This window comes from Lysobacter rhizosphaerae (genome assembly GCF_054779795.1).
Genome location: NZ_BAAGXO010000003.1, coordinates 1 through 20,158, shown reverse-complemented (window position 1 = coordinate 20,158; position 20,158 = coordinate 1). Strand labels below are relative to the sequence as shown.

Below are 20,158 nucleotides of genomic sequence, written 5' to 3'. Positions count from 1 at the left end.
CTGATTCGATGCAGGTTCCGGCGCCCCGTTGGCATGTACGTTTCTTCGGGAGCGGACGGGCCGCTATACTTTCCGACTTGTGCGCGCCCCCGGGACAACGGATCGGCCGCAATACCTGCTTCACAACGCAGCCCTTCAACAACTCAGCCCTTCGAGAGTGCGGATTACATGATGCGACCGCTGATGATCGCCGCCTGCCTCGCCCTGACTACGGCCGTCGCTTTTGCCGACGAACCGAAGCAGGAGCCGGCCGCCACCACCACCGCGGCAACGCCCGCACCCGCCGCCACGGCCGCTCCGGCTACCCCAGCCATCAAGGGCGATGCCGCCGCCGGCAAGCAGCTCACCTACACCTGCCAGGGCTGCCACGGCATCACGGGATACAAGAACGCCTATCCGAGCTATCACGTGCCCCGTCTCGGCGGCCAGTCCGAGCAGTACCTGCTCAATGCGCTGGGCGAATACAAGAAGGGAACGCGCAAGCACCCGACGATGCAGGCCCAGGCGCAGAGCTTCTCTGACCAGGACATCGCCAACATCGCCGCCTACCTCTCGAGCATCAAGTGAGCAGACACCCCATGACGAAGAAGATTCTCGCCATCGCCCTGCTCACCGCGGCCGTCGCCCTGGCTGGTTGCAGCAAGTCCGAAGAAGCCGCCGAAGGCGCCGCTGAAGCGGGCGAGCATGAAGCCAGGTCGTCGTCCGCTGGCCTGCCCGCCGGCAATATCACCGCCGGCGAAACGCTCGCCAGCACCAAGAACGCCAAGACCGGCCAGGCCTGCGTCGATTGCCACGGTGCCGAAGGCAATGCGCCCATCGACGCGTCCTATCCGAAGCTGGCCGGCCAGTACGGCGACTACATCGCCCACTCGCTGCAGGGCTACCGCGACGGCAAGCGCGAACACGCGCTGATGTCGAGCCAGGCCGCCGGCCTGACCGACCAGCAGATCTCGGATCTGGGTGCCTACTTCAGCTCGCGTACCGGCAACCTGCGCGACCTGCACGGCGTGCAGTAAGCATCCGGTTGAATCCAAGCAAAAGGCCCGCATCGCGGGCCTTTTCTTTTTCGGTCGACATCGCGCGGGGTATCACCCGCCCGGCTTCGGCTTCACGCTGCCGTTGTCTTCCTGCAGTTGTGGTTTGAACGGAATATCCGGCGGCGGACGCGCCTCCGCGGGCTGGTCGTTGAGGTTGGGGTCGGAGATGCCGCAACCACCACCCAGCTGCAGGATCGACACCACGCAGTCGATCTTCTTGTTGGTGCCCGGGATCGGGATCGCCATCTTCTTGATGCCCTTGCGCACCCACTCCGCGAGCAGTGTTTCGCTGGGAATCCAGTACTTGTCGAACGTGGTCGGTTCGTAGCCTGTCGGCTTGCGCTTGAGCCAGGTACCCGAGCGGTCCAGGTCCACGATGCGGTCGTCCAACGTACCTGGTGGCTGGCCGGTGTTCACCGGCTCCTCGGTCAGCCGGGGCCCGCCCTCGGCGTTGTAAAGCCCGAGTGGCTCGCCGCGCTGCCCGCCCGGCACGTTGCGCGTGGAGGCGCCCCAGTCGTCGGCTTTGGCGGGTGTGGGGAAACCGCCGGGCGCCGTTACCGGCTTGGGTCCCCGCCCCGCGCCAGCCGTGGATGGCGAGGTGCCGCCGGGTTGCGCCGGCGTGGGTGCGGTCCCGCTTGCCGCCGGTTTCGGCGCACTACTTGCGCTGGATGCCGGCGCACTACTTGCGGCGGATGAGGGCGCCGTGCCGGATGCGGCGGGATGCGGAGCCGCCGACGTTGCAGTGGAAGTCGACGCTGCGGCTGGCGCAGTGGGCGCGGGCACCTCGCGCATGCGCACGCGGGCTTCGGGCGCACGCACGGTGGGTTGTGCGATGGCGGGTGTTGCGACCTTCGGCAACTCCCGGCGCTCCACCGGCGCGGCGACCTCGCGCTGCGCCACCTCGGGAATGCGCGCTTCGAGCTGTGGCGCGGTGATCGGTCGCTGCGCCACTTCGCGATGGATGGGCTGCGCGGGTTCGGGCACTTCGATGGCGCGTACCGGCGCGGTCGGCATCGCGACTTCGGGCACGGCGATCTGCGCTTGCGCGACGTGCGGCGTCGGCGCGGTCAGCACGAACTCGCTGGCTTCGGGAACGGGCGCACTCACCGCGACGTTCTGCTGCACCGGCGGTGCCGGTGGAAGCTGCGGTTCTGGGATATCACGCTGCGGGACTTCCGGGATGCGTGCTTCGATCGCAGGCGCCGGTGGGGGCGGAACCTGGGTTGCGACGGCTCGCGCCGCCGGCGCGGGAGCTGCTTGCTCCGCAGCGGCCGCAGCCTCCGCGGTCTCCTGCGGGGGTTCCTGGCTCTGGCCGCCGCCGACTTCTTCCGGCGTGCCACGGCCGATGAATTCGACCTGCACTACTTCCTCGCCGCGTCGCTTGCTCGCCTCTTCGATGAATTGCAGCTGCGTGTACCAGAACCACAACAGCAGGATGCACAGCACCACGTGCCATACCGCGGTGATCGCGCCGGCGAACCATCGCACCTTGCGGTCTTCCGGCTCGGGCGCGTGCCAGTCCTGGCGCCACAGCGTATTGAATGCCTGCCAGCGCGTGAGCTCGCCCATCCGTCGCGGGCGCTCGGCGAGTGGACGCTGCAGGAAGATGTCGACCAGGGCCTGCGCGGTGGCACCGGTGACCGCGCCGACACGCGCCGGCATGGATTCGAACCACAGCTTCCACCCCGGGGGAAATTCACCGGGTGGGCGACGAAGGTGAGAGGGCAGTAACTGCAGCCGCCGCTGCAGAACGAAGATCAGGTCGGCGGCGGTGTACAAGCGCCGCGGTCCTCTCAGGCCGCGTCGCGTGGGATGTAAGGTGCCACACCGGTGTCGTGATCGGTCGCGTCACGCACCGCTGTCACACCGGGGACCTTTTCCAGCAGGGTCTTCTCGATGCCCTGCTTGAGCGTCACGTCGGCCATGCCGCAACCGTGGCAGCCACCGCCAAAACGCAACAGCACCACGCCGTCCGAAGTCACTTCCTGCACCGACACGTGGCCGCGATGCTGCGCGAGCTGCGGGTTGATCTCGTTCTCCACCAGCCATTGCACGCGTTCGACCAGGGATGCCGAATCGCCCGGCACCACGCCCTTGATCTTGGGAGCGCGGATCTGCAGCTGGCCGCCGGTGTCGCGGGTTTCATAGTCGATTTCCGCCCCGTCGAGATAACTCACGCTGGCGGCATCGAGCCAGAGGGTGAAGCCCTCGCAATCCACCGCCCATTCGTCGCCCTGCAGGTCCGCGGGCTCGGCAAATTCCAGGCGCACGTCCGCACGCGCGGTACCCGGATTCATTGCCGACAGCCTCACGCCAAGGCCGGGCAGCGCCTCGCGCTCGATCAGCTTGCGGAAGTGGGTCTGGGCGGATTCGGAAATATTGATCATCGGGCTATTCTACCGGGGTCCACGTGGCCTTAAGCCGCCCCGTGCCTACCCTACGATACCGGCCGATGCGTTTTCGTTCAGAACCTTCGTTTTGAAGCGGACGCACCTGCATTCCAGGAAGACTCCGATGAGCGACCTCGTTCCCCTTTCCCAGGCCCATTGCCTGCCCCGCCGCGGCAGCGAACACCGCCTCAGCGCGGCGCGGGTGCGCGAGCTGCTGCCGGAGATCCCCGGCTGGGAGCTGGTGGAGGATGGCCACGCGATCAACAAGACCTTCGCTTTCAAGAACTACTACGAAACCATGGCCTTCGTGAATGCGCTGGCCTACATGGCCCACCGCGAGGACCACCACCCCGATCTCGGCGTGCACTACAACCGCTGCGTGGTGCGCTTCTCCACACACGACGTGGGCGGGCTGAGCGAGAACGATTTCATCTGCGCGGCCAAAGCCGAAGCCCTGAAGGGCTGAGCGAGGAACCATGTCCAGCCGGCACTGCTCCCCGAAAACCGATGGCGGCACGGTCCTCCGCGGACCGGGTGCCTGGTGGATGTTGTCCCTGCTCGTCCTGCTGGCTGCCTGCCAGCAAAGCCCGCAGACGCAGGAACCTGCTCCGCCGGCCCCCACCCCACCGATGGCGCAGGACACACCGCCACCCGACTACCCTCCCGAATATGCCTGCAAGCGGATCGGCGGCACGGTGGTACTCGACGTGGCGCTGGCGGCAAACGGTTATCCGGTGAAGATCGACGTCTCCAAGGGCAGCGGCACCAAGGCACTGGACGACCTGGCGGTGACGGCCGTGCACGGCTGGAAGTTCCGGCCTGCGACCCTCCGCGGCAAGCCCGCGCCGAGCAAGATCCAGGTGCCCGTCACCTTTTCGCCGCCGAATCCGCCGCCGGACGAGTGCAACCAGTACCTGTAGCGGTGCCTGGCCAGGCACGCAGCCTTCAGGCCAGACGGTCGAGCACGTCGAGCAATTCCGGCACCAGCGGCGCATTCAACAGATAAGGGACCTTGCCGCCATCGAGCGCGAATTCGAGCGTCGAGGCATGCAGGAACATCCGTTTCAGGCCGACCTGCTCGCGCAGGCGTTTGTTGGCTTCGGCATCGCCGTATTTGTCGTCGCCCGCGATTGGATGGCCGATGTGCTGCGAATGCACGCGGATCTGATGGGTGCGGCCGGTTTCGATGCGCACTTCGCAATAGGATTGCCCGCCGCGGCGTTCCAACACCCTGAAATGGCTCAGTGAGGCCTTGCCTGCGGCATTGACCTGTACATGGCGCTCGCCGCCCTGGCGCAGGCCGACGTGCAGCGGCGCGTCCACGCTCATCACGCCGTCCGGCATGCGGCCGGTCAGCAGCGCGAGATAGCGCTTGGCGATCCCGCCTTCCTCGCGCATCAGGGCCTGCATCTCGGTGAGGGCCGAACGCTTCTTGGCCATGATCAACAGGCCGGAGGTGTCGCGATCGAGCCGGTGCACCAGCTCCAGCGACTGCTCGGGGCGCAGTGCGCGCATGGTCTCGATCGCGCCGAAAGAGATGCCGCTGCCGCCGTGGCTGGCGACGCCGGAGGGCTTGTTCAGGGCCAGCAGGCGCGCGTCCTCGAACACGATTGCCGCTTCCATCGCCTTCAGGAAGCCGGCCGGCGGCGCCCCCTTGTCGCTGGGCTCGCCGAGACGGACCGGCGGAATGCGGACCTCATCGCCCGCGGCCAGCTTGCGCTCCGCCTTGGCCCGGCCGCCATTGACCCGGACCTGGCCCGAGCGCACCAGTTTGTAGACCAGCGAGCGCGGGGCCCCCTTGAGCTGGCCCAGCAGGAAGTTGTCGAGGCGCTGGCCATCGCGGTCGTCGGGCACGCGAACGGTGCGCGCGCCCGGGCCGGACGAGGCGGGGGGGTCTGAACGGGTCATAGGATTGGTTGATCTGCTACACTGAGCGCGCGAGATAAGGTTTTGATTTCGCTGGAGTTGCCACAACCCCCGGTCGATCCGGAGGCACGCTTCCAAAAGCCATGCTTTTGAAGGCTTGGGGCCGAAAGCCCCGCTCCTGCGATCCGGTCCGCGCCTGACCACTGCCCTGGGGGCAGCCATGTTAGCAGCGACGGCCCGGCGGAACCGGCTCCCGCCCGGCGGGTCAAACCGCCGTGAGATGAACAACGACCCGTGCGACGGGAGTTGGTAGCGACGCACCGAGGGACGAGCAACAGCGCAATGCCTGGCTCGCCTCCGTACGATCGGTTCCCGCTTCATAGTCGCCGGCCTTAAGGAACAGCAACAAGAAGCGCTCCCGCGGTTTGCCGTGGTGTCGTAGCGCTGGAAATTGAAGCCGACTGCGCGTGCCACGCGCGGTCAAGCAGTTCGGCAGTCGGGCACATCGATGAGATGCAGCCCCGCGCCAGTCGGCTTGCGGTATCCAGAGGCGAAACGCCCACGGCGTTCCGCGCGGCCTGCTTTCGGGCAGGGTGTAGCGCGCGAGGACGCAACAATGAAGCGAATGCTCATCAACGCGACGCAGGCGGAAGAACTGCGCGTCGCCATCGTCGACGGCCAGACCCTGTACGACATCGATATCGAACAGCCGTCGAAGGAACAGAAGAAGTCCAACATCTACAAGGGCAAGATCACTCGACTCGAGCCCTCCCTCGAAGCCGCCTTCGTCGATTACGGTGCGGAACGCCACGGCTTCCTGCCGCTGAAGGAAATCTCCCGCGACTATTTCCAGCCGGGCGTCGACCACAACAAGGCCGGCCTGAAGGAACTGCTGCGCGAAGGCCAGGAAATCGTCGTCCAGGTCGACAAGGAAGAACGCGGCAACAAGGGCGCGGCCCTGACCACGTTCATCTCGCTGGCCGGCCGCTACATGGTGCTGATGCCCAACTCGCCCACCGCCGGCGGCGTGTCGCGCCGCATCGAGGGTGACGACCGCGCCGCGCTCAAGGAAGCGATGGACAAGCTCACCATCCCCGACGACATGGGGGTGATCATCCGCACCGCCGGCGTCGGCCGCGATGCCGAAGAGCTGCAGTGGGACCTCGATTACCTGCTGCAGGTGTGGAAGGCGGTCGCCGAAGCCGCGCTGACCAAGCCGTCGCCGTTCCTGATCTACGCCGAATCGCGCCTGATCATCCGCGCCCTGCGCGACTACATGCGCCCGGACATCGGCGAGATCCTCGTCGATACGCCGGAGATGTACGCCGAGGCCCGCGAGTTCGTCGAACAGGTGATGCCGCACAACCAGCGCAAGCTGAAGCACTACACCGACGACACCCCTCTCTTCAACCGCTTCCAGATCGAATCCCAGATCGAGAACGCGTACGAACGCGAAGTGCGCCTGCCCTCCGGCGGCGCGCTCGTGATCGACCAGACCGAAGCCCTGACCGCGATCGACGTCAACTCGGCGCGCGCCACCAAGGGCGGCGACATCGAGGAAACCGCGTTCCACACCAACCTGGAAGCGGCCGAAGAAGCGGCCCGCCAGCTGCGCCTGCGTGACCTCGGCGGCCTGGTGGTGATCGACTTCATCGACATGGCCTCGAACAAGCACCAGCGCGAGGTCGAGAACCGCCTGCAGAACGCCCTCAAGCAGGATCGTGCCCGCGTCCAGCTCGGCCGCATCTCGCGCTTCGGCCTGATGGAGATGTCGCGCCAACGCCTGCGGCCGTCGCTGGGCGAATCCAGCCAGATCGTATGCCCGCGCTGCGAGGGCCATGGCCGCATGCGCAGCGTGGAATCGCTGTCGCTGTCGATCCTGCGCCTGGCCGAAGAGCACGCGATGAAGGAGAACACCGGCCAGGTGCTGGTGCAGGCTCCGACCGAGATCGCCAATTACCTGCTCAACGAAAAGCGCCGCGCACTGAGCGAGATCGAGAAGCGCCACGACTCGCCGATCGTGATCGTCGCCGACGAGCAACTGCACACGCCGCACTACGAAGTCACCCGCATCCGCGAAAACGAACTCGGCGAAGAGTCGAGCAAGCCCAGCTACCACCGCGGCACCCCGCGCAAGCTGCCGACGCATGCGCTGACCAAGGCCCACCTCAACATCCCCGACCTGCCGGTCGTCACCAACGTCAGGCCGGCCTCGCCCGCGCCGCTGCGCGAACCGCGTGAACCGCGCGAGGCGCCGGTTGCGGCAGTGGTTGCAGCTCCGGCGCCGGTGGCTGCACCCGTGCAGTCGGTCGGCATCGTCGATCGCATCCTCGGTTTCTTCCGCGGCAGCAAGCCGATCACGGTTGAACCGACGCGGGCCGAGCGCGCCGCACAGGGCCGTCCGCAGGAGGGTCGCGGCGATCGCGGCAGCCAACGTCGCGATGAACGCCGCGATGGCCAGGGTCGCGGTGACCGCAATGCCAAGCAGGGACGCGACGGCCGTCGCGACGAGCAGCGTCGCGAAGAGCGCCGTGCCCAGCCGCAGCAGCAACAGCAGCCCAAGCAGCAGAAGCAGCAGCAGCCCCAGCAGCAGAAGCAGCAACAGCAGCAGCCGAAGCAGAACGCGCCGCGTCAGCAGACCGAGGAGCGCGCGCAGGCGCAGGCCCCGCGTCCGCCCCGCGAACAGCAGCAGCCCAAGCCGCAGCAGCCTAGGCAGGAGGCCGTCCAGCCTGAAACCGCTACCGCTGCCGCAACGCCTGAACTGATGAATGTCGCGCCCGTGGTCGCCGTCGCCAGTGCCGCGACGATCGCTGCCGACACCGTGACCGCCGCTCCGGTGGAAACGGGTGCACCTGCCCCGATCGAAGCGGGTACGGCTGCTGCCGGTAGCGAAGCTGCTGCCGAAGGCGCGGGCCGCCGCCGTCGCGGCCGTCGTGGTGGTCGCCGCCGCCGTCGCGGTGGTGGCGCCGCTGAAGCCGGTGCAATTTCCGGAAGCGACGCGCTGCAGGATGAAATGATGGCAGGCGACGATTTCGACGCCGACGATGGCGACGAATTCGCCGCCGACGGCGAAGAACCGACCCCGGTCGCTTCGGTGGACCGCGCCCAGCCCGAGTTCGAGTTCGACGACATCGCGCCTGCCAAGCCCGCCAAGCCGACTCAGACCGCTCAGACGCAGACGCAGACGCAGGCGACCCTGGCCGTAGCGCCTCTCGCTGTCGCGGTTGCCCATGCCATCGACGCATTGCCCGCAGCACCAGCGCAAAAGACCCCGGCCGACTCCGCCGCCGAGGCCATCAGTGAGGCGCCGCCGACAATGCAGGCCAGTGGTACCGGCGGGACGGGCGAAGTACCGACCGGCGCCGGGCAACCCGCCGTCGTTGTCCGCGACGAGGTCGTCGAACCCGTAGTCGTGCCGACGCCCGAGTCGGTTGAACCCGAAATCGTCACCGACACCGTTGTCGACGTCGTCGAATCGACGGATGACGCGAGCGCTGTCACCAACACGCTTCCTGGCGACAGCGGCCATGTGGTGGCCAACGTCAGCGCCGAAGTCGAACCCGCCTCGACGCCGGCACTTGGCATCGACGAGGACGAGTCCGCCGGAGCCGCCTCGCAATTGCCGGTGGAGGAACTGCCACGCACGGCGGGCCTGTTCGACGACGTGCCGCAGCCGATCGCACCGCCTCCGGCTGACGCCGCTGCCAGGGCGATCGAGCAGGAAGGTGGCGAACAGCGCATCTGAGGCGCTACCGCCATGTTGAACAGAAACGGCCGCTCATCGCGGCCGTTTCTTTTTCTGGATTACAGCGCGTCCTAGAACGGCAGGGCCGGATCAAGCAGACCGTGCTGCTTCAACATGCGCACCAGCGCCACCGTGTCGCCGATCCCGAGCTTTTCGAACAGCCGCGATTTGTGGGTGTTGACGGTCTTGGGACTCAGGCTCAATCGCTGCGCGATGTCGTTCTGGCGGATGCCCTGCGCCATCAGCAAGGCGATTTCGAGCTCGCGCGCAGTGAGGCTGTCGATCGGCGTCGCACTGCCGGTGACTCCGGACAGCGCCATGCCCCGCGCGATGGCATGGGCGAGATAGCGTTTGCCGCGTGCGACTTCGCGGATGGCATCGAGCAGTTCATGCGCATCGCCGGCCTTGCCCACGTAGCCCGACGCACCCGCTTCGAGCAGCCTTCGCGGCATCGGCCCGTCCTCGAGCACCGACACGATGATCACGCGGGGACCGTTCCCGCCACGCGTCAGGCGCTCGGTGACCTCCAGGCCGCTCAGTCCCGGCAGGTGCAGGTCGCACAAGACAATGTCCGGCCTGAGTCGCCTGATCAGCGGCAATGCCGCCTCGCCGGTATCGACATCCCCGATCACTTCGATGTCGGTATGCGCCGACAGGATCAGGCGCATGCCCGCGCGTACCAGCGTGTGGTCGTCCACGATGAAGACCCGAATACTCATCCCTGTCCGCCCCTTGACCGAAACTCCTTGCGGGCGAGGCTAAGCATGCACAACACGCCCGTGCAACCGCCGCGTTTTGTAGCAAACTGCAGGCTCTTCCAATATTCCGCCCGCCATGCGCCCCCACCTCCTCCCTGTCCTCGTTGCCTGCATCCTTGCCCTGCCCGCCTGCGCGCATCCCGCCCAGGAAGCCGCGACGCCCAACTCCCCTGCGGCCAAAAGCTGGCTGGCCGATGTCGGCGCCATCGCGGATGCCGATGCCACCGCCGGTCGACGCAACGCGATTGCAAAACGCCTGGACACGCTCGGCATCAAATGGCGTAACAGCCCGTTCGAGATCGAGGGCCAGCACGGCACCAACATCCTCGCCGACGTCGCCGGCGACAGCGCAGCGCCGCTGCTCCTGCTGGGCGCGCATTCGGACCAGGTGAGCAAGGGCGAAGGCGCTACCGACAACGCTTCCGGCAGCGCGACCGTGCTTGCGCTGGCCGAGCGCCTCAAGGCCAGGCCGCTCGTCCACCACCGCGTTGCAATCGCGTTCTGGGATCTCGAAGAAAAAGGGCTGCTCGGCTCCAAGGCCTTTGTCGCCGACGGCAGCGTCAAACCCGCGCTGTACGTCAACTTCGATGTCTTCGCCTGGGGCGACACGGTATGGATGATGACGCCCGACACCGACGACAGCCTGGCCAACGCAAGCCGCCAGGCTGCAAGTGCGAACGGATTGAAGCTCGCCGCGGGCGAGCACTATCCGCCTACCGATCACCTGGCCTTCCTCAAGTCGGGCTGGCCGGCGGTTTCCTACTCACTCGTCGGCGGCGACGAGATCACGGCAATCCTGGCCGCCTATGACGGCAAGAAGCTCACATCCGTGCCAAAGGTGATGCAGGTCATCCACACCGATGGCGACACGCTGGCACAAGTGGACGCCAATGCAGCGGCGCACGGCGTCGACGCGGTGGAAGCCGCCCTGCGCCGCTGGGATGCGGACGCCACGGCCGCGTCCGCCGCCTCGCAATAGGGGCTGCTCAGCGCAGCAGCAGCTTGAGCATCTTCGCCGGGAAGCCGCCATAGGGCGGCTTCAATTTGTCCGACAGCGTCCAGCGCGCCTGCCGCAGGATCGGCATCGCCTTGCTGAATGTGATGAAGCCATCATGGCCGTGGTAATGGCCCATGCCACTGGCACCCACGCCGCCGAACGGCAGGTTGCTGCAGGCGTATTGCAGCAACGTCTCGTTGACGCAGACGCCGCCGACGACGGTATTGCCTAGCAGCCGCTCGATCTCGGCGCTGTCGTGGCCGAAATGGTAGAGGGCGAGCGGGCGATCGTGGGCGTTGATGTAGTCGATCACTTCATCGAAGTGGCGATAGGTGCGGATCGGCAGGATCGGCCCGAAGATCTCGTCCTGCATGACCTTGGCGTCGTCGCCCGGTTCGATCACCAGGGTGGGCGGAAGCAGGCGCCTTACCTCGGCGCGCTGGGCGTCCTTCAACTCCACCAGCGGCATTACTTCCAGGCCGCGTTCGCGGGCGTCATCCAGATAGCCACGCAGGCGACGGTAATTGGGCTCGTTGATGATCGTCGTGTAGTCGGACGTGCTTTCCAGGTCCGGATAGCGCGATGCCACTTCCCGGCGCAAGGCCTGTACGAACTCATCGCGGCGCGCGTGCGGCACGAGCACGTAGTCGGGCGCGATGCAGGTCTGTCCACCGTTGAAGAGCTTGCCGGTGGTGATGCGCGCGGCGGTCGTATCCATCGGCGCATCCGAACCGATCACCGCCGGCGACTTGCCACCCAGTTCCAGCGTCACCGGCGTCAGGTTCGGCGCGGCCGCGGCCATGATCTTGCGCCCCACCGAGGTCGAGCCGGTGAACATGATGTGGTCGAACGGCAGCGCCGCGAACGCCGCGGCCACGTCGGCGCCGCCCAGGGCGACGGCGACGCGGTCGGGCGGGAACACCTCGGCCAGCAGTTCGCACAGGAACTGGTTGGTACGCGGGTTGTACTCGGAAGGCTTCAGGTAGACATGGTTGCCCGCGGCGATGGCGGTCGCCAGCGGCACCAGTGAGATGTTGACGGGGTAATTCCACGGCCCGATCACGGCGACGACACCCAGCGGCACATGCCTCACCTGCGCGCGCGCGGGCCACAGGCGCCAGCCCACGCCGCGGCGCTGCGGACGCATCCAGCGGCGCAGGTTCGCGATCATGTGGTCGAGTTCGGCCAGCACCGTCATGCCATCGGCCAGCAGGCTTTCATGCGTGGAGCGATGGCCGAAATCGGCGCTGACCGCAGCCGCCATTTCGTCGAGGCGCGCGTGGAAGGCCTTGCGCAGGCGCTGCAGGTCATCGCGACGCTGCTGGTAGTCCGGGCGCTGCTTCAACCACGCCTGACGCAGGCGGTGCAGTGTCGGCGCGAGCTCGGAGACAGGGGTGGTGGCGGCGATATCCATGACGGCAATCCGGGGCGGTAGCTACGCCGGAGTATGGCCGAGAAGCGATCACCGCGCAGCCGCATCCACCAGGAATGGCGCCGGGGAGATTCCACGAAACAGACCACCGGGTCCAGCCTCAACGTGCCGGCGCGTGACCCGGTCGAGCATGGAACCAGCGGCATGCGCCGCCGGATTCAGCTAATGCAGCAATCCATCATTGTCACAGCAATATCGGACGCGCTCCGCCACCTCTTCCCAATGCGGGCAGTTGGGGCTGCGCAATCGTTCCCAGGTTGCCGCCAGGGCCGGTTCGATCTGGTCCCAGTCGCCGTGCGAACACTCCTCATGTGCGACACGAAGAACGGCATTCAACAAGACTTCGTCGCGGTGCGCTGACATGTACGCCATCACTTATTCCCTCTGCAGGGAATGCATCTGTACTCCGCCTTCCGCGGGCATTCAACAGATGCTGCAGCCGGCAACTGAACGGCTCAGCTGGCAGGACCAGAGCCACGCCTGGGAACTTGGCCTAAGCCGACGTGGCTATCGAACGTACCCGTGCGTTCGAGCACTCTTGCGCGCCGCACGTTGCCCACCTTTCGCCATGCCGATCTTCGGGTCATAGGACAGCATGGAGATCCGCGTGTTGCGGCCCGCATTCAAATGACTGCGGATGGTGTTGTTCGCCAGGATCGGTACACGTTTTCGGATCTCGGAAATTGTCAGCTGCTCGCCTTCGAAGTTGAATTTCATACCTGGTCGCATGTTCGATCTACACCTTGCTGAGGGTTAGACGCAGTTGCTCAATGGTCATGATCGTTTGGTGCCAGTCATCCAATCGACCAGGAAAACGAGGGCGCGATGAAGTAGAGAGACGCCCAGCAGTGGCGGACCCAACAGCAATACCAACACCAATACCAACACCCACCCCAGCGAGGCGGCACCGGTTATGGCAATCGGCAATTGCCGCATACGTTCGGTCTTGTAAAAGAACGGATTGAACATGGGCAGTCTCTGGCTGCGTCGCAGGCAGGCAAGCGCAATAAATTCACTGATTACGCCGTCATAACCTGATGCCGATCTTACGGAGCGCACTGCGCACGCCCAGAGCTCGAACGGAAACATCGCGTTCGCATTTCGCGAACGTCGTCCCTGGTCGGGCTAAGCCGCGCGAATTTCGATCACAGCGCCAATGAGGAAGCGGGATGTCGTTCTTCCGTTGAGGCGGCGGCAGCCGAGTGAGCTTGAGGCCGAAAATCCTGCACGATCCGCCCCTGCTCCATGAGCAACACCCGGTCTGCACTGGCGATCGTCTCCGGCCGGTGCGCCACGATGACCTTGGTCAGTCGGAGTTGATGCACGGCGTCGTTGACCAGGCGTTCGTTCGTTACGTCGAGGTGACTGGTCGCTTCGTCGAGGAACAGCAGCCTCGGGCTTCGATACAGGGCACGGGCGAGAATCACGCGTTGCTTCTGTCCGCCTGATAGCGAACTGCCCATGTCGCCAATCAGGCTGTAGTAGCCCATCGGCATCGCGGCGATCTCATCATGCACCGCCGCGAGCCGGGCCGAGGCCTCGATCCTGGTTGGATCGGCACCGGAATCAAAGAAGCTGATGTTGTCGGCGATGCTGCCGGCAAACAGTTGGTCGTCCTGCATCACCGCGCCCACGATCGTGCGGACGCTACGCGGCCCGAGTTTATGCAGGTCATGTCCCCCGACCGAGATCGTACCCTCGGTGGGTTTCATCAGGCCCAGCATCAACTTGACCAGCGTGGTCTTACCGCATCCGGACGCCCCCGTGAGGGCGACTGCCTCACCGGGCTCGACGATGAAGCTGCAGTCCCTCAGTACCCACGGTTCGCCATCCGCATAACGGAACGAAAGATTGTCAACGACGATCCGGGGGTGGCCTGGAAGCGAGATATCCGGAAGAGCGTAGTCCTCTTCGGGCGGCGTCAGCACGATGTCGGCGAGACGTTCACCGTGCAGGCGCAACACTCGTAGCCGGACGCCGGTATCGATAAGATTGCCGATACGGCCGCTGAACTGATCCTTGTAAGACAAATACGCTACCAGCATGCCAATCGAAAACTGGTTCTCTAGAACAAGCAAAGATCCCAGCCAGATCACGACAATGCGTTCGAGGCCGAAGAGCAGTTGGCTCGACGTGCCGAACACCATGTTCATCTTCTCTATCCGCACATGCTGATTGACCGAATCGACGACCAGATTCTGCCAAGCGCTATGACGGTCGATTTCTTTCCCAGCAACCTTGAGGGACTGAACCCCACGTATCGATTCCAGGAAATGACTGTTCTCCTTCGAGGCCCGGATGGGCTGCTCTTCATTTGCCCGGCGATAGAGGGGGTAAGCCAGCACCCGAAGCAATAGATACAAGGTGACAGCAGCCAACGTAATACCCGCCAGTCGGGGGCTGTAGCGCATCATCATTAACAGCGTTGCGACGGCCATGAGCCCGTCCGGTAGCACCTCGATGAAACTGCGCGTAAGCGTGTCCTGAATCACGCCGACCGAACCTGTGCGCGAGGTGATGTCGCCCAGATGCCGCTTCTCAAAGAATTCCAGCGGCAGACGCAACAGATGAGCGAACACGCTGCCCATCCATTGCAGGCCCATGCTGGTTGACAGATAGAGCAGGGACCAGCTCCGCAACTGGCCGATCGCCAACTGCAGCACCAGCATGAGTACGAATCCAAGCACGATTACCAGCAGCAGGTCGCGGTCGGCCGTCACCAGCACTTGATCCATCACACCTTGCATCAGCATGGGTGCAACCAGCGCAAACACCTGCAAGGCCAGCGACAGCAGGATTATCTGGAACATGGCCCGCTTGAACCCGGTCACCTGCCCCATCAACTGCCCCAGGGAGACCGATGGCGCAGCGACCTTGTGCTTCTGAAACGCCATGGAAGGCGTCAATTCCAAGGCCACACCCGTGAAGTGCTTCGACACCTCGTCATGATTGAGTCGACGCCGGCCAACTGCCGGGTCATGGATGATCACGGACTTGCGCGTCGCCTTAACTAGCACCACGACGTGGTTGAGGTCCCAGTGCAATACGCACGGCATGCGGAGCTTGGGCAGCTCATCGGGTTCAAGCCGTAAGGGCCTCGCCTGCAGGTTCAGCCGCGCCGCCATGCGAACGAGCTGATCAAGCGTCGCTCCCTTAAGAGAAAGCGAGAACCGGCTACGCAGCTCCCTGAGATCCACGTGATGACCATGATGGCCAGCCACCATTGCCAGACAAGCCAAAGTGCATTCGGCTGCCTCGGATTGCAGAACGAGCGGCGTGCTCCGGCGCGTGAATAGCTCTAACCGCTCCAGCATTGCCTCGCCTTACTGCACCGTGAGCGGGGGTTGTGTAGTCGTGACGGTCGCCGGAAAGGCATCCTTTCCAGGATCTGGCTTCTCACAACCCAAGGCTTCAAACAGAAGATTGAGCGGGGTTTCACCCTCGATGTAGCGCTTCTGCCACGCCTGCCGCCCCAGCTTCCGGTCGACAAACTGCATCGAGAAGCCTCCAGCCAAGTAGAGAACATCGCCCTCAACGAATGCCAGCTTCTGACGACGATATGATTCGTAAGCCTGATCGTTGACAAGGCCGGCGTCGTAGTTCCGCATGAAGAACTCGGCCGGCCACTCGAAGTATGCCTTGGTCCTGACGTACCTCAGCTCACGCTCGCCCAACACCCCGTAGGCTTCAGATAGCCTGGTGCAGGTTTCCGCATGGTCCTGCGGCAGGCGGGTTGCCGCCACGACCTCCCAGAAGAACCGATTGGCCTGCTTGATATCTACCCCCGCCCAATCTGCGTCGGCGGCAGTGGCGATGGAAAATGGCATCTTTTTCGTCCCTGACAATTGCACAGCCGAGTGAAACGCTTCATGTGCGGCCACCCCTCTCCACTCCATCCTCGTCAATTTCGCAAAATCCGGATATGGCGGTATCACCACCCAGAATTGCCTGCAAGCAGTTCCAATGACAAAACGGCGTCTGTTTAGATCACTGCGAACTGTATCTCTCAGTGACTTTTGACAAAGTCCGTCATTGGACTTGTGGTTGTAAACCACCATCACGTGCCGATCCGTCCCTGGCCACACAATGCGCTCGGCCTGCGACCACACTGTCGGGTCAAAACCGATCGGAATTGCATCCTGATCGTGCTCCGAACGCGGCACGCATCCAAGCCCGCAAATCAGATACAACCCGAGGAACGCTCCTCGGGCTATTGCCTGCAAACGCCTTGCCGGCATGGGATCAGTTGGTCCGAACAGGAGTTCCAACAGTTATTGCCTCGCCTTAGTTCACTGTGAGCGGGGATTGCGTAATCGTGACGGTCGCCGGAAAGGCATCCTGTCCAGGATCTGGCTTCTCACAACCCAAGGCCTCAAACAGAAGATTGAGCGGGGTTTCGCCCTCGATGTAGCGCTTCTGCCACGCCTGCCGACCCAACTTGCGGTCGACTAACTGCATTGAGAAGCCTCCAGCCAAGTAGAGGACGTCGTCCTCAACGAATGCCAGCTTCTGACGACGATATGATTCGTAAGCCTGATCGTTGACAAGGCCGGCGTCGTAGTTCCGCATGAAGAACTCTGCCGGCCACTCGGCATGTGCCTTGTACCTGACGTACCTCAGTTCACGCTCGCCCAACGCCCCGTAGGCTTCAGATAGCCTGGAGCAGGTTTCAGCAGGGTCTAGCGTCTGCGGCGGGCGGGTTGCCGCCACGACCTCCCAGAAGAACCGATTGGCTTGCTTGAGATCTGCGTCCGCCCAATCTGCGTCGGCGGCAGTGGCGATGGCAAACGGTACCTTTCTCGTCCCTGACAATTGCACCGCCGAGTGAAACGCTTCATGAGCGGCTAGCCCTCTCCACCCCATCCTCGTCAATTTCGCAAGTTCCGGATATGGCGGCATCACCACCCAGAATTGCCCACAGGCAGTTCCACTGACAAACCGGCGTTTGTTTAGAGAATCGCGAAATGAATCTTTCAGTGGCTTTTGACAAAGTTCGTCATCGGGCTTGTGGTTGTAAGCCACCATCACGTGCCGATCCGTCCCTGGCCACACAATGCGCTCGGCCTGCGACCATACCGCCGGGTCGAACTCGATCGGAATTGCATCCTGATCGTGCTCCGCACGCGGCACGCATCCGAGGCCGAGAATCAGGCACAGCCCGAGGAATGCTCCTCGGGCTGTTACTTGCAAACGCCTTGCGGGCATGGATCAGTTGATCCGAACAGGAGTTCCAACAGTTACGGTAGGCGTGCCGCCGGAGCTGCCCGCGCCAACCCCGGTGTAAGTGCTGCCAGCAGCCCGCCCGGTTCCAGCGCCGCCGCCCTCGCGACTGCGGAGGTCGCCGCAATTAGCTGAAAAACTCTTCGTCACCTCCGAATCTTGGCCGCCCGAAACAAACCCACCGCTCAGCGTCACATTTCCCTTGATGGTTGCGGATACCGACACAGTGGCACTGTTAGGAAGCCCTTCGCATATCTTCAGTGCTTCTCGGGCGCCCGCCTCGGTTCCAGCAGAAACCATCTCCATTTCTTGAAGACTCAGTTCTCTCATTTCTTTTCTCCTTGTGCGGATAAACAAGACGGCAACCGATGATGCCGCCGATGAGCTTCCATGCTGCCACGACCAATAAAAGAGAACTGCCTTAGGGGAGTCGCTGCAGAACTACCTGGAAGAACGTCCCGGCTGTGTGCCATGACGTTGAATGGACGCTATACGTTTGTGGCCGACGCGCCTAGCCAAAAACAGCGAACACGCTGTTCGCATTTTACGAACGAGCACATTCGCATCGGGAATACCTGCTTCCAACGGCATGCCCGCCTTCAATGATTCGACAGAGAATCTGCCGCTGATCCCAGCCAGGCCCTGCGGGTAAGCCATCCGCAGTGGAAACTCGTTCGCGAAACACAAACGTGGCGTTCTCAATTCCTGCTATCCAGTGGACGGTCGTAAAGCGTACATAGAGCTCATCGACCACAACGTTGCAAATGCGATGCCACAGTCTGGGCAACTGAAGAATCCAACGAAGCTGCGCTCAATGACGCTGATCAACGCGTTCTGGAGCCTCGCTTTTGGCTCGGCACTCACCGTGTTCGTGGCCTTGATGATGATGGCCGTGGTTGCGATCGTCGTGAAAGACGGCCCCTCCGCCGCGATGCTCTTCGACAAGGCGCTGATCCGGTCGCTTCCCGCAGGCGTGGTGGCATCGCTGTTGGCCTATGCCTCGTTGCAGCGCCGCTTTCCCCACGTGCTGGATGCATGACTGCTGACAAGAGCAGGCCACGTCCCCTGCTCTTGATCCTTTCGTGTCACAGGCAGCCATTCCTAGGAAAAGTCTGATTTGTCCCGGCGCGTGATGCCAATCGCAGATCAGCGCCATGAAGGAGCGTTTCATTAGTGCCGCAGCAGCAACTCACCATCAATGTCGGCATGCAATCCCGCTCCGACTCCACCGACAGAATCGAAAGAGGTGTGTTTGTCGCGCTGCTGGTCATCGCGGTGATCTGGGTGCTATTGGCCCATCCCCGCCGACCTGTCGTGAGTCGTAGTGGCCCAGGGAGGAAGCATGCCGCCGGGCGATCCACCGGCGGCATGCTTCGATTGCTGATCAACAATTGGAGGAGGCAATTGCCTGGTGCACCAACAGCCGGTGCTTCCCTCGGCTCTTTCCTTCTTGACAGACGGTATGTACGAAGACATGAAAGCCATTGCAGCAACAGCCCTTCTTTCGAGCTGCCTGTTCGGGGCAATGATGCTCGTTAGCCATGTTGCGGGGCTGAATCAGAACATCGCCGCTCTTGCCATCGCATCACTCATCCTTGGCTCGAGCGCGTATGCGTTGGGAGCCTTCTACCTGCACCAGACACGATTGGGACCGAGGCATTAACCTGCTCCTGCGTGGAGTTACGCGGGGTGGTCAATGTGCTGCGATGTAGATGTCACGCAACACATCCCGCTCGAGCGCGAGTTCGTCGAGCCGGTTCTTGACGATGTCGCCCAGGCTGACGATGCCAACGAGCACATCGTTGCTGATCACGGGCAGATGACGTAGGCGTGCGTGGGTCATCATCGACATTGCCTGTTTGAGGCTGGTGTCCGGCGCGATGCTTTCGATGGCGCTCTTGATGAGCTGGCTCAAGGGGCGCCTCACAGCCTGCGTGCCATCTTCGGCCACGGCGGCCACGATGTCCTGTTCGGATATCACGCCCACCGGACGCGAACCGCGGGTAACGACCAGCGCGGCAATCTTGTGGGTCGTCATCTTCTGGGCTGCCGCGCCGACTGTGTCGCCGACATCGATAGTGACCACGGCGCCCGACTTGGACTTCAGCAGTTCTTGAATCTTCATTACGAATAACCTCAGATTTGATCAGGCTGCGTCCACCAGGAACAGCCAACGGATTTGAAGGGTGAAACTCCACACCATCGACATGGCGGAACGAACAGCCTTCACTGCAAGTTCGCCGTCGACCGTGCGTCAAAGTTTGCGTTGCCAAGCCGGAATCACTAGTCCAACGGGCGTTACAAACTGTTGTGCCGTTCACAACGCCGCGTGATTGGACGAGAAGCGCGGGCGGATGGCTGTGAGTCCTTGTTCCTAACGCGCTACTGATTCACCAGAGATCATGGATGCTTGCCGAAGCGTGCCTTCAAGGCAGCGGCGATGGCCTTCTCCTTGCCGTTGCGGGCAAGGTCCGTGATGTCTTGTCCATCCTTCAACGGATGCTTGCTGAGGTACTGGTTCAAGGCGTCGGCAGCGGCCTTCTCGCCGCCGGCATTCTTGAGCTGTTCCTTCACGGCGTCGGCAACGGCCTTTTCGCCGCCGGCATTATTGAGCTGTTCTTTCAACGCATCGGCGATGGCCTTGTCGTTGCCGCCGCGCGTAAGGGCGGCGATCTCGGGCCGGCTTTCCAGCAGCTTCTGGACGTCCTTCAAG

Annotated in this window: 22 protein-coding genes; 9 read left to right on the top strand and 13 right to left on the bottom strand. The window is 63.6% G+C overall.

The window, feature by feature from the left end:
- Positions 1 to 171 precede the first annotated feature (171 nt).
- Together ACYVGE_RS05165 and ACYVGE_RS05160 are read left to right on the top strand one after the other, a co-directional pair.
- The gene (locus tag ACYVGE_RS05165; protein ID WP_460727730.1) at positions 172 to 567 is read left to right on the top strand and encodes a c-type cytochrome; all 396 of its coding nucleotides are present in this window, start codon (positions 172 to 174) and stop codon (positions 565 to 567) included.
- An 11-nt stretch (positions 568 to 578) separates the two neighbouring features.
- A complete protein-coding gene (locus ACYVGE_RS05160; RefSeq protein WP_460727728.1) occupies positions 579 to 1,016 on the top strand; it encodes a c-type cytochrome in 438 nt (145 codons plus the stop codon).
- Between the two features lie 72 nt (positions 1,017 to 1,088).
- Here the strand turns inward: ACYVGE_RS05160 and ACYVGE_RS05155 are convergent, their stop codons facing one another.
- On the bottom strand, positions 1,089 to 2,699 hold the full coding sequence (locus ACYVGE_RS05155; RefSeq protein ID WP_460727726.1) for a hypothetical protein: 1,611 nt from the start codon (positions 2,697 to 2,699) through the stop codon (positions 1,089 to 1,091).
- A gap of 131 nt (positions 2,700 to 2,830) precedes the next feature.
- Positions 2,831 to 3,424, bottom strand: a complete 594-nt coding sequence (locus ACYVGE_RS05150; RefSeq protein ID WP_460727724.1) for an NfuA family Fe-S biogenesis protein — start codon at positions 3,422 to 3,424, stop codon at positions 2,831 to 2,833.
- Positions 3,425 to 3,551: 127 nt separating this feature from the next.
- On the opposite strand from ACYVGE_RS05150, the gene ACYVGE_RS05145 reads away from it, so the two are divergent.
- Both ACYVGE_RS05145 and ACYVGE_RS05140 read left to right on the top strand, forming a co-directional pair.
- The gene (locus ACYVGE_RS05145) at positions 3,552 to 3,893 is read left to right on the top strand and encodes a 4a-hydroxytetrahydrobiopterin dehydratase (protein ID WP_460727722.1); all 342 of its coding nucleotides are present in this window, start codon (positions 3,552 to 3,554) and stop codon (positions 3,891 to 3,893) included.
- A 79-nt stretch (positions 3,894 to 3,972) separates the two neighbouring features.
- Positions 3,973 to 4,347, top strand: coding sequence for an energy transducer TonB (locus tag ACYVGE_RS05140; RefSeq protein WP_460727720.1), 375 nt, complete (start codon positions 3,973 to 3,975; stop codon positions 4,345 to 4,347).
- Positions 4,348 to 4,372: 25 nt separating this feature from the next.
- Here ACYVGE_RS05140 and ACYVGE_RS05135 read toward each other — a convergent pair whose 3' ends face one another.
- Positions 4,373 to 5,335 carry an RluA family pseudouridine synthase gene (locus ACYVGE_RS05135; RefSeq protein ID WP_460727718.1) on the bottom strand — a complete coding sequence of 321 codons (963 nt, stop codon included), beginning with the start codon at positions 5,333 to 5,335 and terminating at the stop codon, positions 4,373 to 4,375.
- Between the two features lie 583 nt (positions 5,336 to 5,918).
- Between ACYVGE_RS05135 and rne the strand changes: the two genes are divergently transcribed.
- Positions 5,919 to 9,038 carry a ribonuclease E gene (gene rne / locus ACYVGE_RS05130; RefSeq protein ID WP_460728402.1) on the top strand — a complete coding sequence of 1,040 codons (3,120 nt, stop codon included), beginning with the start codon at positions 5,919 to 5,921 and terminating at the stop codon, positions 9,036 to 9,038.
- 71 nt (positions 9,039 to 9,109) lie between these two features.
- Here the strand turns inward: rne and ACYVGE_RS05125 are convergent, their stop codons facing one another.
- Complete coding sequence (locus ACYVGE_RS05125; RefSeq protein ID WP_460727716.1) at positions 9,110 to 9,757, bottom strand: response regulator; 648 nt, start codon at positions 9,755 to 9,757, stop codon at positions 9,110 to 9,112.
- Positions 9,758 to 9,872: 115 nt separating this feature from the next.
- On the opposite strand from ACYVGE_RS05125, the gene ACYVGE_RS05120 reads away from it, so the two are divergent.
- The gene (locus tag ACYVGE_RS05120) at positions 9,873 to 10,775 is read left to right on the top strand and encodes a M28 family metallopeptidase (RefSeq protein WP_460727714.1); all 903 of its coding nucleotides are present in this window, start codon (positions 9,873 to 9,875) and stop codon (positions 10,773 to 10,775) included.
- A 7-nt stretch (positions 10,776 to 10,782) separates the two neighbouring features.
- Here ACYVGE_RS05120 and ACYVGE_RS05115 read toward each other — a convergent pair whose 3' ends face one another.
- Positions 10,783 to 12,207 carry a coniferyl aldehyde dehydrogenase gene (locus ACYVGE_RS05115; RefSeq protein WP_460727712.1) on the bottom strand — a complete coding sequence of 475 codons (1,425 nt, stop codon included), beginning with the start codon at positions 12,205 to 12,207 and terminating at the stop codon, positions 10,783 to 10,785.
- A 33-nt stretch (positions 12,208 to 12,240) separates the two neighbouring features.
- Between ACYVGE_RS05115 and ACYVGE_RS05110 the strand changes: the two genes are divergently transcribed.
- Positions 12,241 to 12,585, top strand: coding sequence for a hypothetical protein (locus ACYVGE_RS05110; RefSeq protein WP_460727710.1), 345 nt, complete (start codon positions 12,241 to 12,243; stop codon positions 12,583 to 12,585).
- A 147-nt stretch (positions 12,586 to 12,732) separates the two neighbouring features.
- Here the strand turns inward: ACYVGE_RS05110 and ACYVGE_RS05105 are convergent, their stop codons facing one another.
- From ACYVGE_RS05105 to ACYVGE_RS05080, 6 genes are all read right to left on the bottom strand, one after another.
- A complete protein-coding gene (locus ACYVGE_RS05105; protein ID WP_460727708.1) occupies positions 12,733 to 12,942 on the bottom strand; it encodes a hypothetical protein in 210 nt (69 codons plus the stop codon).
- Positions 12,943 to 12,999: 57 nt separating this feature from the next.
- On the bottom strand, positions 13,000 to 13,194 hold the full coding sequence (locus ACYVGE_RS05100; RefSeq protein WP_460727706.1) for a hypothetical protein: 195 nt from the start codon (positions 13,192 to 13,194) through the stop codon (positions 13,000 to 13,002).
- Positions 13,195 to 13,370: 176 nt separating this feature from the next.
- A complete protein-coding gene (locus tag ACYVGE_RS05095; RefSeq protein WP_460727704.1) occupies positions 13,371 to 15,539 on the bottom strand; it encodes a peptidase domain-containing ABC transporter in 2,169 nt (722 codons plus the stop codon).
- 9 nt (positions 15,540 to 15,548) lie between these two features.
- On the bottom strand, positions 15,549 to 16,493 hold the full coding sequence (locus tag ACYVGE_RS05090; protein WP_460727702.1) for a hypothetical protein: 945 nt from the start codon (positions 16,491 to 16,493) through the stop codon (positions 15,549 to 15,551).
- Between the two features lie 16 nt (positions 16,494 to 16,509).
- On the bottom strand, positions 16,510 to 17,430 hold the full coding sequence (locus tag ACYVGE_RS05085) for a hypothetical protein (RefSeq protein ID WP_460727700.1): 921 nt from the start codon (positions 17,428 to 17,430) through the stop codon (positions 16,510 to 16,512).
- A 3-nt stretch (positions 17,431 to 17,433) separates the two neighbouring features.
- On the bottom strand, positions 17,434 to 17,775 hold the full coding sequence (locus ACYVGE_RS05080; protein ID WP_460727698.1) for a hypothetical protein: 342 nt from the start codon (positions 17,773 to 17,775) through the stop codon (positions 17,434 to 17,436).
- Positions 17,776 to 18,259: 484 nt separating this feature from the next.
- Here ACYVGE_RS05080 and ACYVGE_RS05075 point away from each other — a divergent pair, with 484 nt between their 5' ends.
- On the top strand, positions 18,260 to 18,484 hold the full coding sequence (locus ACYVGE_RS05075) for a hypothetical protein (RefSeq protein WP_460727696.1): 225 nt from the start codon (positions 18,260 to 18,262) through the stop codon (positions 18,482 to 18,484).
- Between the two features lie 435 nt (positions 18,485 to 18,919).
- Positions 18,920 to 19,108: a hypothetical protein gene (locus tag ACYVGE_RS05070; RefSeq protein WP_460727694.1), complete on the top strand. Its 189-nt coding sequence runs from the start codon at positions 18,920 to 18,922 to the stop codon at positions 19,106 to 19,108.
- Positions 19,109 to 19,138: 30 nt separating this feature from the next.
- Here ACYVGE_RS05070 and ACYVGE_RS05065 read toward each other — a convergent pair whose 3' ends face one another.
- Together ACYVGE_RS05065 and ACYVGE_RS05060 are read right to left on the bottom strand one after the other, a co-directional pair.
- Complete coding sequence (locus ACYVGE_RS05065) at positions 19,139 to 19,570, bottom strand: CBS domain-containing protein (RefSeq protein WP_460727692.1); 432 nt, start codon at positions 19,568 to 19,570, stop codon at positions 19,139 to 19,141.
- Positions 19,571 to 19,845: 275 nt separating this feature from the next.
- On the bottom strand, positions 19,846 to 20,158 hold a 313-nt coding region (locus tag ACYVGE_RS05060; protein WP_460727690.1), incomplete at its 5' end, for a hypothetical protein.

Bases quoted from the DNA above. Each gene is read 5' to 3' on its own strand.
- ACYVGE_RS05165 (WP_460727730.1), top strand. From the start codon at position 172: ATGCGACCGCTGATGATCGCCGCCTGCCTCGCCCTGACTACGGCCGTC.
- ACYVGE_RS05160 (WP_460727728.1), top strand. From the start codon at position 579: ATGACGAAGAAGATTCTCGCCATCGCCCTGCTCACCGCGGCCGTCGCC.
- ACYVGE_RS05155 (WP_460727726.1), bottom strand. From the start codon at position 2,699: ATGCCGGCGCGTGTCGGCGCGGTCACCGGTGCCACCGCGCAGGCCCTG.
- ACYVGE_RS05150 (WP_460727724.1), bottom strand. From the start codon at position 3,424: ATGATCAATATTTCCGAATCCGCCCAGACCCACTTCCGCAAGCTGATC.
- ACYVGE_RS05145 (WP_460727722.1), top strand. From the start codon at position 3,552: ATGAGCGACCTCGTTCCCCTTTCCCAGGCCCATTGCCTGCCCCGCCGC.
- ACYVGE_RS05140 (WP_460727720.1), top strand. From the start codon at position 3,973: ATGTTGTCCCTGCTCGTCCTGCTGGCTGCCTGCCAGCAAAGCCCGCAG.
- ACYVGE_RS05135 (WP_460727718.1), bottom strand. From the start codon at position 5,335: ATGACCCGTTCAGACCCCCCCGCCTCGTCCGGCCCGGGCGCGCGCACC.
- rne (WP_460728402.1), top strand. From the start codon at position 5,919: ATGCTCATCAACGCGACGCAGGCGGAAGAACTGCGCGTCGCCATCGTC.
- ACYVGE_RS05125 (WP_460727716.1), bottom strand. From the start codon at position 9,757: ATGAGTATTCGGGTCTTCATCGTGGACGACCACACGCTGGTACGCGCG.
- ACYVGE_RS05120 (WP_460727714.1), top strand. From the start codon at position 9,873: ATGCGCCCCCACCTCCTCCCTGTCCTCGTTGCCTGCATCCTTGCCCTG.
- ACYVGE_RS05115 (WP_460727712.1), bottom strand. From the start codon at position 12,207: ATGGATATCGCCGCCACCACCCCTGTCTCCGAGCTCGCGCCGACACTG.
- ACYVGE_RS05110 (WP_460727710.1), top strand. From the start codon at position 12,241: ATGGCCGAGAAGCGATCACCGCGCAGCCGCATCCACCAGGAATGGCGC.
- ACYVGE_RS05105 (WP_460727708.1), bottom strand. From the start codon at position 12,942: ATGAAATTCAACTTCGAAGGCGAGCAGCTGACAATTTCCGAGATCCGA.
- ACYVGE_RS05100 (WP_460727706.1), bottom strand. From the start codon at position 13,194: ATGTTCAATCCGTTCTTTTACAAGACCGAACGTATGCGGCAATTGCCG.
- ACYVGE_RS05095 (WP_460727704.1), bottom strand. From the start codon at position 15,539: ATGCTGGAGCGGTTAGAGCTATTCACGCGCCGGAGCACGCCGCTCGTT.
- ACYVGE_RS05085 (WP_460727700.1), bottom strand. From the start codon at position 17,430: ATGCCCGCAAGGCGTTTGCAAGTAACAGCCCGAGGAGCATTCCTCGGG.
- ACYVGE_RS05080 (WP_460727698.1), bottom strand. From the start codon at position 17,775: ATGAGAGAACTGAGTCTTCAAGAAATGGAGATGGTTTCTGCTGGAACC.
- ACYVGE_RS05075 (WP_460727696.1), top strand. From the start codon at position 18,260: ATGACGCTGATCAACGCGTTCTGGAGCCTCGCTTTTGGCTCGGCACTC.
- ACYVGE_RS05070 (WP_460727694.1), top strand. From the start codon at position 18,920: ATGAAAGCCATTGCAGCAACAGCCCTTCTTTCGAGCTGCCTGTTCGGG.
- ACYVGE_RS05065 (WP_460727692.1), bottom strand. From the start codon at position 19,570: ATGAAGATTCAAGAACTGCTGAAGTCCAAGTCGGGCGCCGTGGTCACT.